Origin of the sequence: Micromonospora lupini str. Lupac 08, from assembly GCF_000297395.2 — a bacterium.
GTDB lineage: Bacteria > Actinomycetota > Actinomycetes > Mycobacteriales > Micromonosporaceae > Micromonospora > Micromonospora lupini.
The window spans coordinates 6,990,984-7,005,667 of the sequence record NZ_HF570108.1 but is presented as its reverse complement, the minus strand read 5'-3'; the positions used below and the strand labels follow the sequence as shown (position 1 = coordinate 7,005,667).

General features: G+C 69.6%; 13 protein-coding genes and 1 tRNA gene. 5 read left to right on the top strand and 9 right to left on the bottom strand.

What is annotated here, in order from left to right:
* Window positions 1-8: 8 nt before the first annotated feature.
* The 5 genes from MILUP08_RS33180 to MILUP08_RS33160 all read right to left on the bottom strand — a co-directional run bounded on the left by MILUP08_RS33180 (window position 9) and on the right by MILUP08_RS33160 (window position 6,061).
* Window positions 9-1,925, bottom strand: coding sequence for a DNRLRE domain-containing protein (locus MILUP08_RS33180; RefSeq protein ID WP_007466221.1), 1,917 nt, complete (start codon window positions 1,923-1,925; stop codon window positions 9-11).
* A 275-nt stretch (window positions 1,926-2,200) separates the two neighbouring features.
* The gene (locus tag MILUP08_RS33175; RefSeq protein ID WP_007466219.1) at window positions 2,201-4,123 is read right to left on the bottom strand and encodes a hypothetical protein; all 1,923 of its coding nucleotides are present in this window, start codon (window positions 4,121-4,123) and stop codon (window positions 2,201-2,203) included.
* A gap of 194 nt (window positions 4,124-4,317) precedes the next feature.
* On the bottom strand, window positions 4,318-4,839 hold the full coding sequence (locus tag MILUP08_RS33170) for an SUKH-4 family immunity protein (protein ID WP_475029439.1): 522 nt from the start codon (window positions 4,837-4,839) through the stop codon (window positions 4,318-4,320).
* Between the two features lie 171 nt (window positions 4,840-5,010).
* A tRNA-Pro gene (locus MILUP08_RS33165) sits at window positions 5,011-5,087 on the bottom strand.
* Between the two features lie 80 nt (window positions 5,088-5,167).
* The gene (locus MILUP08_RS33160; protein ID WP_007466215.1) at window positions 5,168-6,061 is read right to left on the bottom strand and encodes a metallophosphoesterase; all 894 of its coding nucleotides are present in this window, start codon (window positions 6,059-6,061) and stop codon (window positions 5,168-5,170) included.
* A 25-nt stretch (window positions 6,062-6,086) separates the two neighbouring features.
* Between MILUP08_RS33160 and MILUP08_RS33155 the strand changes: the two genes are divergently transcribed.
* Window positions 6,087-6,542, top strand: a complete 456-nt coding sequence (locus MILUP08_RS33155) for a GatB/YqeY domain-containing protein (RefSeq protein ID WP_007466213.1) — start codon at window positions 6,087-6,089, stop codon at window positions 6,540-6,542.
* Between the two features lie 115 nt (window positions 6,543-6,657).
* Here MILUP08_RS33155 and MILUP08_RS33150 read toward each other — a convergent pair whose 3' ends face one another.
* Window positions 6,658-9,096: a penicillin-binding protein gene (locus MILUP08_RS33150; RefSeq protein ID WP_007466211.1), complete on the bottom strand. Its 2,439-nt coding sequence runs from the start codon at window positions 9,094-9,096 to the stop codon at window positions 6,658-6,660.
* 405 nt (window positions 9,097-9,501) lie between these two features.
* Here MILUP08_RS33150 and MILUP08_RS33145 point away from each other — a divergent pair, with 405 nt between their 5' ends.
* Window positions 9,502-9,822 (top strand): WhiB family transcriptional regulator, encoded by a 321-nt coding sequence (locus tag MILUP08_RS33145; protein WP_007466209.1) that lies wholly within the window; start codon window positions 9,502-9,504, stop codon window positions 9,820-9,822.
* 6 nt (window positions 9,823-9,828) lie between these two features.
* Here MILUP08_RS33145 and bagB read toward each other — a convergent pair whose 3' ends face one another.
* The 3 genes from bagB to MILUP08_RS33130 are packed head-to-tail and all read right to left on the bottom strand — an operon-like array spanning window position 9,829 to window position 12,620.
* Window positions 9,829-10,980 (bottom strand): ArsA family ATPase, encoded by a 1,152-nt coding sequence (bagB, locus tag MILUP08_RS33140; protein WP_167626077.1) that lies wholly within the window; start codon window positions 10,978-10,980, stop codon window positions 9,829-9,831.
* A 54-nt stretch (window positions 10,981-11,034) separates the two neighbouring features.
* Window positions 11,035-12,012, bottom strand: coding sequence for an ATPase BagA (gene bagA / locus MILUP08_RS33135; RefSeq protein ID WP_007466205.1), 978 nt, complete (start codon window positions 12,010-12,012; stop codon window positions 11,035-11,037).
* A gap of 26 nt (window positions 12,013-12,038) precedes the next feature.
* Window positions 12,039-12,620, bottom strand: coding sequence for an Rv0361 family membrane protein (locus MILUP08_RS33130; RefSeq protein ID WP_051066103.1), 582 nt, complete (start codon window positions 12,618-12,620; stop codon window positions 12,039-12,041).
* Between the two features lie 822 nt (window positions 12,621-13,442).
* Between MILUP08_RS33130 and MILUP08_RS33120 the strand changes: the two genes are divergently transcribed.
* From MILUP08_RS33120 to MILUP08_RS33115, 3 genes are read left to right on the top strand one after another with little or no spacing between them, the layout of a single operon-like run.
* Window positions 13,443-13,928 (top strand): hypothetical protein, encoded by a 486-nt coding sequence (locus MILUP08_RS33120; RefSeq protein WP_007466200.1) that lies wholly within the window; start codon window positions 13,443-13,445, stop codon window positions 13,926-13,928.
* A gap of 43 nt (window positions 13,929-13,971) precedes the next feature.
* Window positions 13,972-14,127: a Sp36 family protein gene (locus MILUP08_RS36220; RefSeq protein ID WP_007466198.1), complete on the top strand. Its 156-nt coding sequence runs from the start codon at window positions 13,972-13,974 to the stop codon at window positions 14,125-14,127.
* A gap of 55 nt (window positions 14,128-14,182) precedes the next feature.
* Window positions 14,183-14,644 (top strand): RidA family protein, encoded by a 462-nt coding sequence (locus MILUP08_RS33115; protein ID WP_007466196.1) that lies wholly within the window; start codon window positions 14,183-14,185, stop codon window positions 14,642-14,644.
* Window positions 14,645-14,684 lie beyond the last annotated feature (40 nt).

Sequence of the window (14,684 nt, the reverse complement as noted above, 5' to 3'; positions counted from 1 at the left end):
TCGGCAGGTCAGGAGGCGGAGGCCGCCACCTCGAACGAGTACCAGTTGGCGTCGTATCCGACCGAGCCGTCGGCGTGGACGCCGTAGACGGTAAGCGTCACGTACCCGCTGGCCGTCGGCGTCCAGGTGATCGTGGCCCGACCGTTCTCGTCGGCCGCTACCTCGGTCGGCTCGGCGTCGTCGAAGCTGTAGCGGTAGGCCTTGGTGTCCGTCCAACCCACCGGCGGGGAGAAGGTGAAGGTGCCCTCGACACCCACCCCGCCAACCGCCGAGCCGTCGGGCGAGTAGTAGACGTCGGACTTCACCCCGGGGCCGGGGCTGTAGTACCCGTACCAGTGCGCCTCCGGTGACACGAATCCGTTGTCGCTGTGGCTGCGTACCGTGAGTTGGGGCCCGTCCGGGTTCGTGGAGACGAAGCTGAAGTAGGCCGTCCCGTCCTCCTGCGCGGACCGCGTCTCGGGGGCCCGACCGTCCAGGGTGATCTCGTACTCACGGACGCCTGTGACACCGGGAGCCGGAACGAACCTCAGCACCACTTCCTGCCCCCACTGCGGCGGACCGTTCTCTTCCCGCACCTCGGGAGCGGTCCACGGCAGGAAGGTGCGGTACTCGACGGTCCCGGAGACGTTGCCGGCGGCATCGATGGAGCGGACGGTAAGGGTCTGCGTTCCGAAACCGGTCGGATTGATCGTCACGGTCGCCGAACCGCCCGGGGTGTTCGCCCGGACCGCTCCCGGCAGGTCGAGCGGGTTCCGGCACTCCAGTTGACCGTATTCGCCGGTGGCCGCGCAGCCGCGGACGCCCAGACCGCGCCAGGAGTACTCGAAACCGACGACGTCCTTGTTGCCGTTACCGGAGAAGGTGAAGGTCCCGGGAACACCCGCCGGCGCCTGTTCGCCGGTGCCGTCCGCCGGGTAGTTGGCCGAGGTGACGGTGGGTGCGCCGGGCGCGGTGCGGTCGTGGGTGAAGAAGCACTTCTTCGACCACGCCGAGGTGTCGGTGCCGTCGGTCGCCCGGGCCTGCCAGACGTACGACTCGCCGTCGGTGAGGAAGCCGTCGGGCAGGTTGACGGTGTTGGCCCGGCCGGAGATGCCGTGCTCGCCGGTGAACACCTGCCGGGCTTCCGGCGCGGCCTTCGGCCAGATGGCGACCTCGGTCCGGACGGCCCACTCGTCGTTGCCGTCCGCGTCAGAGCCGACCGCCTGCAACACGCTGGCGAACCCGCCGATGCGCGGATAGGGCGCCAGTTGGGTGCAGGGGAGGCCACCGTTGTAGAGGTGGGCGTTGTCGATCTGCGGCACCGAGTTGTATTGGGTGGTCATGCGCACGCCACGGTAGGCGTTGAGTCGTCGACCGTAGGAGGCGTCGCTCTCGAACTGCTCCGGCACCCGGATCTCAAAGGTGATGTTGCGCTGCCGGTGTGCCACCGCATCCTGCACCGCCGCGCTCACGTCGAGGGTGATGGAACGGGGGCAGAGTTGCGTGGGCGTCAGGTCCTCGGCGACCTTGACGATCGGGCTGGGCGACCGATTCCAGGTGGGCGTCGTGGTCACCGGCTTCGTGCGCCAGATCTCGACGGCCCGCTTACCGCAGTCGGCGACGCTGTCCTCGTCGACGAAGACCTTGCCGGAGTAGATCTTCTTGCCCTCGTACGCGGAGAGGTCGAAGGTGACGTACACCCGCGAGGTGTGGCTCTTGCCCGCGTCGTCCTGCCAGGTGCCGAGCGGAAGGGGGGTGCCGTCTTCCGACGGGTACGCCTTCTTCGGCGTCGCCGAGTCGGTCCAGCCCACCGCAACGGTCGGCGTTCTCTCGGGCTGCGGTGCCGCGAGGGCCGCGCTCGTGGTGGAAATGAGACTGAGCCCGCTGACGCCCATCGTCAACGCGAGGGCGCTGAGGGCAGCGCGGCGCCGCCTGGATCTGATCACAGTGGAAGTTCCTCCCCGTGTGCCATCCGGCTACTGAACGGATGATCAGGCGCATCAAACCCTGGATGGTGAGGGGCGGCAACCGCCTTTCGGCTGGCTTGGTAGCTGGTCGAAAGGATCGATGATCTTTCTACGCCACGCCCTCGGCATCCTGTGCCGACCCGGTGCGGTGGTACGCCACGCGCAGCCGCCCGCGCGAAGCCGGCACCAGGTCGACAGCGGGAAGGCCAGGTGGGATCTTCTCCCACCTGGCCTTCCTCAGGAAACCGTCGCGATCAGCGGCTGGCCACCCAGCGCACCCGTCGGGTGCGCCACAGCGCCAGGAGACCGACCACGATCAGCACGACACCCGCCCCGACGATCCCGTAGAGCGGGGCACCGGTGACCGGCAGGCCGCCACCCCCGCCACCCCCGCCATCCGGGTCACCACCGTTGGCGGTGCCACCCGGCGACGGGCTGGCCGGGGGCGTGATCACGGCCGGCACCAGGTCGGCGCCACCGTTGAAGGCGTCCTTGGCGTCCGTCGTCCTGGTCACCTCCGCCAGCGACTTCTGCACGACGGCCGGCAGGGCCGGGTACTGCTGCTCGAAGTTGGTGTCGGTGACCTTGTCCACCTTCACCGGCTGGGTGAAGTCCACCCCACCGGCCGTGACCACGAATCCGTCCGGCGTCGTGTAGATGACGCTGTTCAACTGCTTCAGGTATTTGTTGTAGAGGGCTTTCGGGTCCCACGGCACGACGGACTCAAGCGTGTCCACGTCGTTGCTGTCGATCCCGAAGTCCTCGGCCGTGCCGGCCTTCGCCAACCGGTTCCGGTACCACTCGGCGGCGACCCGGCTGATGTAGACCCGACGTAGGTCGGTGTATTCCGGCGACTCGTTCACGAGGCGGGTGAGTTCCGGGACGACCACCGCACGGTAGATGTCGGTCGCCGCCTTGGAGTCACCCGGGCACGTGAACTCACTCCCGGGCATCTGGAAGTCGGCGCCCTCGCTCTTCACCTCGAGCGGCGCTTCCAGGATGTAGAGCTCCGAGCCTGATTCGCGGACCGTGGCCTGCTTCGGGACGATCCAGTCCCGCTTGCAGAACTTGCTGAGGCCGGCGGCCCGCATCCTGTCCCAGAACCGCTTGCCCACCACTGAGTTGGGATCGATCAGTTTGGTGCCCGACTCCTTGAGCGTCAGGTCGGACTCCAGCAGCACACGGCCGACGTCGGTCTGGGCCAGGTCAGCATCGATGATCCGGTTCGGCTCGTCGGGGTTGAGGTTCACCCAGAACTTCGACGGCTGAACGGTCATCCACACGTTGAGTGCCGTGTAGGCGTCGTAGATCGCCCCGGTCCCGTCGGTGGACGGCTTGCCGGGTGTGGTCGGCGCCTTGAACGAGTACGTGTTGCCGGAGGTGCCGTCGGACACGTACCGCAACTGCACCGAGGAGAAGTCGATACCACCGGGCCGACCAGGGCCGGCCTGACGCTGGACCGCTTTGCCGATGCCGCTCTGTGCGTTCGCCGGGTTGTCGATCCGGCCCGGGCCGTTGTTGGCCTTCAACTGCCTCAGGGCCAGGGTCTTGTGCCCGGTCTTCGAGTTGTTGGACTGGTCCCGGATTGCCTTGACGTCGTCTTTGGTGTCGCCGTCGCGGCCGTTCCACTGCCAGGACCAGGTGAACTTGTCGCGAACGCCGGCGCTCCTGAGTTTCGGGCCGCACTTGTTGTCGCACGGTTCCAACTCGGAGAACCCCTCGGCGATGCCCGAGGCCCTGGGCGCCTGGTACGAGACGCGGCCGGTGGCCGGATCGAAGGTGATCCGCTGGGACTTGCCGTTCATCTGGTCGAGAAGGCGTTCCTCGGAGTGCTTGAGGTTGTCGCTGTACCCGATGATGTACTTGCCGTCGGCCAGTCTCGCGATGGCGTAGTTGGAGGAGCCGGCGTTCTTGAAGAGCTTGTCGTCGGTGCCGGGTGGCTTGTTCTGCTGCAGCCACAGGCGAGCCCGCTGTAGGTGGCGGCTCAATTCGTTGCATCCGTAGACGACCTGACCATCGGCGGTGGCCGGCGGGCAACCACTATCGACTGCCGGCAATGCGGTGACGGTCGGCCCGGCGAATGCCGGGGCGGCGGGCAGCGGGCCGACCATCGAGCAGAGCAGGAGCAGGACCGCCGCCAGTCGCCCCCAGCGGGCGGCCCTGGTGTTTCTCTCCATTAAATCCGTCGTCCTTTCCGCTCGCACAACACGGAATCCCACTATCGTGGGATTCCCATCCGGTGCGAGTGATCGGCTCTGGAAGCCCTACTCCAAATTCGGGCAACCACAAACGTGACGGTGAATGTCACGGACGGAAGCGATCCTAGACGGTCGATATTAACGTGGTCGGCCCCGACGCCTTTTCCGGCATGTCACTCGAAATTGGTATACGTCCCGGCGGCCAGCTCGTAGTACAGGCTGTCCCAATAGGTGTCGGTCTCATCGGCCGCCGGATCGATCCGCGCGATGCCCGCCCGGATCTGCTCGGCCGCGTCCGTGTACGTATCGACGTCACCCTCGGTCAGATCCCGCTCGTACCGCAACGTCAACCGCGCCGACTGGCCGAACTGGTCCAGGGTCGAGTTCACGAAGTTCGGCGGAAGATCCGGGCGGATCAGGTGGACCGCACCCGTGGCGAGGGACAGGCAGAATTCCCCCTCGAACAACCCTGTGCCGTACCCGAACCGCAGAAGCTGGCCCAGCGGCGGCACGTCCTGCTCGGTCAGGGCCGGCCCGAGGAGAAAGTTGGCGCTGTCGTCCAGTTTGAGCAACGCGGCAGGCAGGTCGGCTGCCCGGAACCGCTCCCGCAGCTCCGGCGAGAGAGACTCCCACCCCGGCACATCCTCGACAGGCGCAGACATGGCGACCATCCTAGGCGCGCCCGTCGATCTCACGGCCGCGTTCGACCTCGCGTGCCGCTCCCCGAGACGGCTGGTGAACTACGGCACACGCCCTTGTTGCTGGCCGATCGTGTGGCGGCTGGGCAAGACAGGGCGCAGCACGCGCAGACGAGCGCGGAAAGCACCAGAGGGCACATCCATGGATCGGATGTGCCCTCTTACCTCTGGTCGGGGTGGCCGGATTCGAACCGACGACCTCTTCGTCCCGAACGAAGCGCGCTACCAAGCTGCGCCACACCCCGAGGCGTGCCGACAAATAGTAGCCCACCCGCCCCGATGGTCAAACTCGGTACCCCGCCGCCCGACCCCCGCCGGGCATGGGTCAGCGGGGGATGAGGGTCAGGATGCTTGCCTCCGGAGGACAGGCGAAGCGGATCGGCGCGGTCGGGTGGGTGCCGAGGCCGGCGGAGACGTGCAGCCAGGAGTCCGACCCCGGCCACCGGTGCAGCCCGCGCGCCATCGAGCGGGGCAGGCCGCAGTTGGTCACCAGCGCCCCGTACCCCGGGACGCAGACCTGCCCGCCGTGGGTGTGCCCGGCCAGCAGCAGGCCGAAGCCGTCGGCGGCCATCTGGTCGAGCACCCGTGGCTCGGGGGAGTGCGTCAGCGCGATGGACAGGTCGGCGGAGGACGAGACCGCGCCGGCCACCGCCGGGTAGTCGTCCCGGTCGATGTGGGGGTCGTCCACGCCGACCAGGTCGAGTTGCCGGCCGCCCGCCTTGAGGGTGGTCCGGGCGTTGTTGAGGTCCGCCCAGCCGGCGCCGGTGAACACCTGGCGCAGTTCCTCGTAGGGCAGGTCGACGCCCTCGGTGTACTCCCGGTCGGGCAGGAAGTAGGTGAACGGGTTCTTCAACACCGGCCCGGTGTAGTCGTTGGAGCCGAACACGAACGCGCCCGGGTAGTCGAGCAGCGGTTGCAGCGCCCGCAGCACGCCCGGCACCGCGCCCGGGTGCGCCATGTTGTCGCCGGTCACCACGACCAGGTCCGGATCGAGGGCGGCCAGCGACGCCACCCAGCGCTGCTTGCGCGCCTGGTCGGGCATCATGTGCAGGTCCGACAGGTGCAGCACGCGCAGCGGCTCCGCATCGGCCGGCAGCACCGGCACGTCGTACCGCCGCAGGGTGAACATGTTGCGCTCGACGAGCGACGCGTACGCGAGCGTGGTCGCGCCGACCGCGGCGGTTCCGGCGGCGAGACGGAATAGTGTGCGCTTTCGCATGGCGTTCAGGGTAGTTTGACCGTCCATGAGCACGCTGAAGGACCGCCTCACCGCCGACATGCGTTCCGCCCTCAAGGCGCGCGACGAGTTGACCACCTCCACGCTGCGGATGGCCCTGGCCGCCGTCGGCACCGCCGAGGTGGCCGGCAAGGCCAAGCGCGAGCTCACCGACGACGAGGTGCTCGCGGTGTTGACCAAGGAGGCCAAGAAGCGCCGGGAGGCGGCCACCGCCTTCGCCGACGCGGGCCGTGCCGAGCAGGCCGCGAAGGAGACCGCCGAGGGTGAGGTGCTGGACCGCTACCTGCCGAGGCAGCTCTCCGACGCCGAGTTGACCGAGCTGGTCGCGGGGGCGCTCGCCGCGGGCGGCTTCACCGGCAAGGCCCAGATGGGCCCGGCCATGAAGGCGGCCCAGGCCGCGGTTGCCGGCCAGGCCGAGGGTGGCCGGGTCGCCGCCGAGGTACGCCGACAGCTCGGCCTCTGACCCGCCGGCCCTGCCGCCCGCAGCGGTTCAGGGACAAGTCGGCAGCGCCGGCCCGGACACACGAAACGGGCGGGCACCCGCAGTGGGTGCCCGCCCGTTCTGTGTGCTCTTCGACTCAGCCGTTCGGTCGGCCGTTGCCGGGTCTACCGGGCGTGCCACCGGGCGGGGCCGGCTTGCCGGTGCCCGCCGGAGCGCCACCGCCGGTGCTGATCTGGATGGTGACGATGCCGCCCTTGATGGTGCGCCCGTCCGGGCTGGTGCCGGCGGCGGTGCCCGCCGGGCAGGTGGAGGCCACCTTCGTCTCGGAGACGATCGGCTCGAAGCCCGCGCCCTTGATCCGGGACTTCGCGGTGTCCACCGGCTGGCACTTCACGTCGGGGATGCTGCGCTGGTCACCCTCGGAGATCTTCTGGCCCGGGGGCTCGAAGTTGATCCGCGGCTTGCCCTTCATGGCGTCCCGCAGCGTCTCGTACACCGGCGGGTTGATGCCGTCCTTCTCGGCGTGCTTCATCTTGACGTTCGTCTGCGGCCAGTCCGGGTCGGCCATGATGCCGGCCACCGCGTACTGCTTGGTCATCGCGACCAGGGCGGCGGTCTTCTCCGAGTCGGTGGTGCCGGACTTGCCGGCCACCGGCGCGTCGACGATGCCCCGCACCACACCGGCGGTACGGCTGCTGCCGCACTTGCTGGTCTTGGAGTTGTCGCCGACCGGGCAGCGGGCGGCGTCCACGGCGGCGCGGGCGACGTCGGTGCTGAACCGCTTCTCGCAGCGCGGGTTGGCGATGTCCAGCTTCTTGCCGTCCGGGTCGCGGATCTCCTGCACCGGGATCGGCTCGCAGTACTTGCCGTCCGCCGCGAGGGTCGCGTACGCGTTTGCCAGGTCCAGCGGGGTGGTGGAGGAGACGCCAAGGGTGAAGGCTCCCCACTGGTGGGCCGCGTCCTTGGTGGCGGCGAACGTGGCGTCGTTGCTGGCCCGGAACTGGATGCCGGCCCGCTTGGCGACGTCGACCACGTTCTCGGCGCCGACCTGCTGCTGCAGCGGCACGAAGTAGGTGTTGATCGACTGGGAGAAGGCGCTCCACATGTTCTGTACGCCACCGGCCTTCTGACCGGAGTTGGTCGGGCAGTAGAAGTGGGTGCCGGGGCAGGCCGCCGGGCTGCTGCTGTCGATGACGTATTCCGACTTGAACTGCTGCGGCGCGTTGAACGAGTAGCTGAGCGGGATGCCCTTCTCCAGCGCGGCGACGATGGTGAAGATCTTGAAGGTCGAGCCGGCCTGGTAGCCGGCGATGCCGTCGCCGCCGGTGAGCAGCGGGTTGACAGTCGCCGGGTAGTTGCCCTTGATGCCCCGCCGGCTCTTCGCCGGATCGCTGGAGATCTTGTTCGTCGGGTGCTTCGGGTCGTCCAGCTTGAACTGCCTGTTGACGGCGAGGGCCCGCACCCGGCCGGTGCCCGGCTCCACCACGGCGACCATCGCGGCTTCCTTGCTGTTCACGCTCTTGGCCTTACGGACTGCCTTGTCGGCGCCCTTCTGTGCCTGGATGTCGATCGAGGTCACTACGGTGTAGCCGCCGCTCTTCAGCCGGCGCTCACGGTCGTACGAGGTCGAGCCGAACGTCTCCTGCTGCATCCACCAGCGGTAGAAGTAGTCGCAGAAGAAGCCCCACTCGTTGACGTTCGTGGCGACGCAGCCGTTCGGGGTGCGCTTGTCCTGCGGCTTCAGCTTGACCGCCTTGGCGGCGTCGGCCTCCTGCTGGGTGATGGCCTTGGTGTCGACCATGTTCTGGATGACGTAGTTGCGCCGGTCCAACGCGAGCGGGTAGCCGCTCTTGGTGGTCGGGTCGTTGGTCGTCGGGGCCTTCACCATGCCGGCCAGCAGCGCGGCTTCCTCGATCTTCAGCTTGCTCGGCGGCTTACCGAAGTAGACCTGGCTGGCGGCGTAGATGCCGTACGCGCCGTTGCCGAACGAGGCGAGGTTGAGGTAGCGGGTCAGGATCTCGTCCTTGGAGAACTCCTTGTCGACCTGCAGGGCCAGCCGCATCTCGCGGAGCTTGCGGGCGCTGGTGTCCTCGGTCGCCGCGACCACGTCGGCCGGGTGCGTGGCCGAGTAGGCGATGGCCAGCCGGACGTACTGCATGGTCAGCGTCGAGGCGCCCTGCCGGCCGGAGCCCTCGCTCTGGTTGTTGACGAACGCACGGGCGACGCCGTTGATGTCGACGCCGTTGTGCTTGTAGAAGTCGTGGTCCTCGGCCGCGATGATGGCCTTGATCATGTAGGGCGAGATGTCCGCGAGCTTCACGTCGCGGCGGTTCTCGTCGTACATCGTCGCCAGCGGCGTCTTGCCGTCCGACGCCAGCAGGTAGCTGATCTGTGGCGCGCGGGCCACCGTCAGCTCCGTCGGCAGGTTGCCAAATGTCTCTGCGCCGGCCTTCGCGGCCAAGCCGGACATCGCCACCGCGGGGAAGGCCGCCGCAGCGACCACCACGCCGGCCAACAGGCCACATATGAGCAGCGATGCGGCGTTGGTCAGCACATTGTGGTCACGTTTCCGCATCCAGGTCACCTCGGCATGGTACGCGAGTAGGGAACGAGGGGCGCCTGGGAGTTCTTTCCCCATTTCCTGCGCGCGCTGCCCTCGTTGTGCTAAACGCATGACCCCCGGTACGAGGTTGCGTGTGACCCGGCGTGAGTCTTCACCGTTCGGCGGAGGCCCCGCAGCGTTTTCGCCGACCTCGGCGGGGTAACCGGCGGTCGAGAGCCCGGGAAGCCGGGAGTGTCCGGAATGATGGATTTCGCCGACAACGTTGCGTAATCAGTCGACTACAGAGCATGATGATGGCGGCGACAGCGCCACATGTCGTCCGCGCCGCCTTGGGGAAGGCGGGCCGGGCGATCGGGGGGAAATTGCCGGCTGCCGTGCAACGAGGTCGGTAGGTACTGCAAGGGGGGACGAGTACACATGGGCATGATCACTGACTGGCCGTCGCTGGCGGCGTGTCAGAACGGGGACCCGGACGCGTTGTTCGTACAGGGCGCCGAACAGAACGTGGCGAAGCGGATCTGCCGGAGCTGCCCAGTTCGGTACGAGTGCCTGGCCGACGCGCTGGACAACCGGATCGAGTTCGGTGTGTGGGGCGGTATGACCGAACGCGAACGCCGGGCGTTGCTGCGTCGTCACCCCCAGGTGACGAGCTGGCGCAAGATGTTCGAGGCAGCGATGAAGAAGAACAGCAAGGACAAGGCTGGCAAGGACAAGATCCTCGTCAGCGCGGCCACCTGACGCCGGTCACGACCGGCTGATCGCCGCGCCGATCGTCCGCAGCCCGTCGACGTCGTGCACGTCGGCGGGTTGCGCCGTCACCGACACCGCCGGCACCGCCGGGAACGCCTCGGTGAACCGCGCGGCGACCTGCTGCTCGCGTACCGCCTGACGGGCCAGCGCCGCGTGCGCCCGCAGCACGTCGGCGGTGGCCTCGTGCCCACCCAGCTCGGCCAGCCGCTCCGCGGCGGCCCCACTCTGCTCGGCGTCCAGCTGCGGAACCACCGGCCGGTGCACCCGGTTGAGGACCAGGCCGGCCAGCGGCATCTTCTCCTCCCGCAGCCGGCTCGCGAAGTAGGCGGCCTCCCGGACCGCGTCCGGCTCCGGCGCCGCGACAAGCACGAAGGCCGTCTCCCGCGCCTGCAGGATGCGGTACGTCTGCTCGGCCCGCTGCCGGAAGCCCCCGAACATCGAGTCGAGCGCGGCCACGAAGCCGGACAGGTCGGTGAGCAACTGTGCGCCGAGCACCTTCTGGACCACCTTCGAGAACATCCCGAACGAGGCCGTGACCAGGTTGAACATGCTCCGCCCGCCGCTGCGCGCAGGTGCCAGCAGCAGGCGCAGCATCCGGCCGTCGAGGAACCGGGACAGTCGGGCCGGCGCGTCAAGGAAATCAAGCGCCGAGCGGGAGGGCGGAGTGTCCACCACGATCAGGTCCCACTCGCCCCGGGCGTGCAGCTGGCCCAGCTTCTCCATCGCCATGTATTCCTGCGTGCCGGCGAACGTCGAACTCATGGCCTGGTAGAACGGGTTCGCGAAGATCTCCGCGGCCTTCGTCGGGTCGGTGTGCTGGAGCACCACGTCGTCGAAGGTGCGCTTCATGTCCAGCATCATGGCGTGCAGCTCACCGCCGCTGGCCTCGACGTCGATCCCCTTGACCTGACGGGGTGTGTTGTCCAGCTCGGTCAGGCCCAGTGACTGGGCCAGCCGGCGGGCCGGGTCGATGGTGAGCACCACCGTGCGCCGGCCGTGCTGCTCGGCGGCCCGCAGCGCCAGCGCCGCGGCCGTGGTCGTCTTACCCACCCCGCCGGCACCGCAGCACACGACGATCCGCACGCCGGGGTCGGCGAGGATCTGGTCGACGTCCAGCTGCGGCGCCGCGTCTTCGGAAGGCACCAATCGAGCGTATCGGGCCGCGTCGGTCCATGCGCCCGTGCTGAGCTCAGGTGTGAGTCAATCGGCGCTGACGAGGGCCCGGGCCAGTGTCGACAGGCCCGCCCGGTCCACCCCGTCGGGCAGCAACGGCAGCTCGATCATCGGCAGCCCCAACTCCACCAGGTCGGCGCGGAGCGAATCCTCCAGTTCGCGCCGGATGAGCTGGTCCCGCGCCTCGTCGTGCAATCCGGCCACGATGTCCCGATCGGCCGGCAGCCCGGCGGCGACCAGGCCGCGCTGGAGTTCCGCGGCGGTGACCGCCGGGCCGGCGGGCAGCGCGGGTCGGGCGCCGTTGACGATCACCTTCCCGATGCCGAAGCCGAGCGAGGTCAGGTCGGCGATGGCGTCCACCGTCTCCTGCACCGGCATCTCCTCCAGCAGCGTGACCACGTGGACGGCAGTCATCGGGGAGCGCAGCAGCGCGGAGACCCCCTCGCTCTGGGTCTTGATCGGGCCGACCTTGGCGAGCCGCGCCGTCTCGGCCGTGACGTTGAGGAAGCGGCCGATCCGACCGGTGGGCGGCGCGTCCAGCACCACCGCGTCGTACGCGCGCCGCTGCCCCGAGGTGCGGGTGGTGGCCTCCTTCACCTTGCCGGTGAGCAGCACGTCACGCAGACCCGGGGCGATGGTCGTGGCGAAGTCGATGGCGCCGAGCTTGCGCAGGGCCCGGCCCGCCGCACCCAGCTTGTAGAACATGTCCAGGTACTCGAGCAACGCCTCCTCGGCGTCCACCGCGAGCGCGCGCACCTCTCCGCCGTCCGGCGCGTCGGCGAGGTGTCGCTCCTCGTACGGCAGCGGTTCGATGCCGAAGAGCTGGGCGATGCCCTGCCGGCCCTCGACCTCCACCAGCAGGGTGCGCCGGCCACCGGCGGCCAGCGCCAGGGCCAGCGCCGCCGCGACGCTGGTCTTGCCGGTGCCTCCCTTGCCGGTCACCACGTGGAGGCGGGCCGACCATCCGGTACCGGCCGGGTCGGACGGCCGCTCAGCTGCACGCACCCGTCGAGCCTATCCAGGCTTGCGGGTCAGGCGACCTCGCAGACCCACCAACCCGTCTTCTGCACCACAGTGAAGCGCAGGTCCTGGTCGGCCACCTTCTCGTCGGCGGTGGTCATCGTGATGTGGGTGGAGACGGTGGCCCGGTCGCCGGTCTGGTTGTCGACCTTCGGGGTGGTCCACTTGAACCGGGGGTTCTGGTACTCGGACGCATACTTCTGCACCTCGGCCACCTTCGCCGCGATCTTCTTGTCGTCCCGGGAGGCGGCGCAGACGTGATTGGCGGCCTTCTTCGCGTCCCGGTCCTTGTAGACGGCGGTGAGGAACTCGTCGACGGCGACCGCCGGCTCCTTCGCGCCCTCGCCGGACTCGGCGTTGCGCAGGGTCAGGAACGCCACGACGCCGGCGCCCACGCAGAGCACCATGATCACGACCAGCGCGATGGCCGCGATCAGCAGGCCGCGCTTCTTCTTCGGCTCGACGGTGCCCGGGTACGGCGGGTAGCCGGGCGGCGGTGGCGGGATGGTGCCCGGGGCGCCGGGAGCCGCAGGCGTGCCGGCCGGGTCTTCGGTCTGCGGGACGCCGGCGGGCGCACCCGGCTGGGTCGGCACGCCCGGCTGCGCGGGGAGCGTCCCCGGCGCGGGCTGCCCGGGAAGGGCGAGCTGACCAGGCTGTGCGGCGGGGCCGGAAGCGGTGGGCGGGCCGTACGGGGCGGCGGGGGTGGAAGCGGCCGGCGGGCCGGACGGGACGGCCGGGCCCGGAAGGGCGGGCTGGGCGGCCGGGCCGGGTTGGGTGGCGGTCGTCGAGCCGGGCCGCTCCTGGACGGTCGGCGCGTCGGACTCCACCGGGGAGGTCGTCGGCTCGGACTGCCCGGGGACCGGCTGGCCGGAGGCCGTCGGACCGGGCTGGCCGGAGGCCGTCGGACCGGGCTGGCCGGAGGCCGTCGGACCGGGCTGGCCGGAGGCCGTCGGACCGGGCTGGCCGGGGATGGCCGGCGTGCCGGGCTGACCTGCGGGATCCGGGGACGCCGACGGAAGAGCGCGCGGGCCGGCCTGGTCGCCGCTGGGCGGTTGGGTCATCTCGTTCCCCCGGGGGTGCGGCGCCCGGCCGCCACCCCTGGCGCCGAGCGAGATCGAGCGGGCGGCCGGGCGCTGTGCGACCGTCCGACCGGAAGGGTAGCGGCCGACAGTCCGTTCGGTGTCGCCCCTACCGCACAGTGCGTGGCACCGGGCGCATCATCCCGACGGCGGAAAGACTCGCAGTCGGGATTCCTACCCGCCATCTGTCACATATGTGACTCTCGGTGACTGATCGTGCGCGTCCTGTTGGCGAGACCGCCTCCGGGGACCTACCTTCGTCCGGTGCGGGGGGCCGGAACGGATGAATGGTCCGAGCCGGAAGCGTGATCCGAGAGGTACGACCGGAGGCAGTTCATGCGCGACGCGGACAACATCCCTCGCACCCAGTTTCCGACAAACGACAGGCAACGCCGGTCCGGGTCAGTGGGAGAAGTGGCCGGCGGGCCGTTCGGCAGCCTGCCCATCAACGAGCGTTCGTACCGTCGGGTTCCGGAGCCCCCGGAGGTGATCCGGGTGTCGACCCGGCCCGTCGAGCGGCTGCGGGACGACGACGAGCCCGGGTTCGTCATCCACCTGCCGATCCGGGTTCCCGACCTGGCCTCGGCGACCGCGCTTGCCGGTCGGGTCGCGGAGTCGCTGGGCTTCCTGCCGGAGCTGGACGCCGGCGAGACCACCGTGTCCAACGCCGACGACCAGAACAACCGCCACCGGGTCTTCTGCGACCTGCTGCTGCCCGACCGGTCGCGCTGCCCCCAGGGGTACGAGCACGAGGGGCCCTGCGGAGAGCTGCCGGCCGCGCCCGAGCAGCGTCCCGCGCCTCGTCCGGCCAGCGGACCGTAGGCTGTGCCCGACGAAGTCCGCACCACGAGGGAGCCCTCCAGCGATGCAGAAGTGGGAATACTCCACGGTCCCTCTGCTGGTCCACGCGACCAAGCAGATCCTCGACAACTGGGGTGAGGACGGGTGGGAGCTCGTCGCCGTGGTCCCCGGCCCCAACCCGGACCAGCTGGTGGCGTACCTGAAGCGGCCCAAGGCGTGAGCGCGAGGAGTGCAGCGCAGCGGAGCCCCGCAGTCGCGACCGAAGGGGTGACGCGATGAGTAACGGTCCCCACGCGAAGCTCGCCGAGCTGGGCCTCGAACTGCCCGACGTGGTGCCGCCGGTGGCCAGCTACGTGCCGGCCGTGCAGTCCGGGCAGCACGTGTACGTCTCCGGCCAGCTGCCGATCGCCGAGGGCAAGCTGCTGGCGACCGGCAAGGTCGGCGCCGGCATCTCCGCCGAGCAGGCGAAGGACCTGGCCCAGCGGTGTGCGCTCAACGCGCTGGCGGCCGTCGACTCGCTCGTCGGCCTGGAGAACGTGGTCAAGGTGGTCAAGCTGACCGGGTTCGTGGCCTCGGCCCCCGGGTTCATCGGTCAGCCCGCCGTGATCAACGGTGCCTCCGACCTGTTCGGCACCGTCTTCGGCGAGGCCGGCCGCCACGCCCGCAGCGCCGTCGGGGTGGCCGAACTGCCCCTGGACGCCCCGGTGGAGATCGAACTGATCGTCGAGGTCGCCTGACCGCATCGCCACGTCCCGCGATCGTGCGCCGCCGGCCCGG

Coding starts and splice junctions, on each gene's coding strand:
- MILUP08_RS33150 (WP_007466211.1), bottom strand. CDS start 9,096: ATGCGGAAACGTGACCACAATGTGCTGACCAACGCCGCATCGCTGCTC.
- MILUP08_RS33115 (WP_007466196.1), top strand. CDS start 14,183: ATGAGTAACGGTCCCCACGCGAAGCTCGCCGAGCTGGGCCTCGAACTG.
- MILUP08_RS36220 (WP_007466198.1), top strand. CDS start 13,972: ATGCAGAAGTGGGAATACTCCACGGTCCCTCTGCTGGTCCACGCGACC.
- MILUP08_RS33175 (WP_007466219.1), bottom strand. CDS start 4,123: ATGGAGAGAAACACCAGGGCCGCCCGCTGGGGGCGACTGGCGGCGGTC.
- MILUP08_RS33145 (WP_007466209.1), top strand. CDS start 9,502: ATGGGCATGATCACTGACTGGCCGTCGCTGGCGGCGTGTCAGAACGGG.
- MILUP08_RS33155 (WP_007466213.1), top strand. CDS start 6,087: ATGAGCACGCTGAAGGACCGCCTCACCGCCGACATGCGTTCCGCCCTC.
- MILUP08_RS33160 (WP_007466215.1), bottom strand. CDS start 6,061: ATGCGAAAGCGCACACTATTCCGTCTCGCCGCCGGAACCGCCGCGGTC.
- MILUP08_RS33120 (WP_007466200.1), top strand. CDS start 13,443: ATGCGCGACGCGGACAACATCCCTCGCACCCAGTTTCCGACAAACGAC.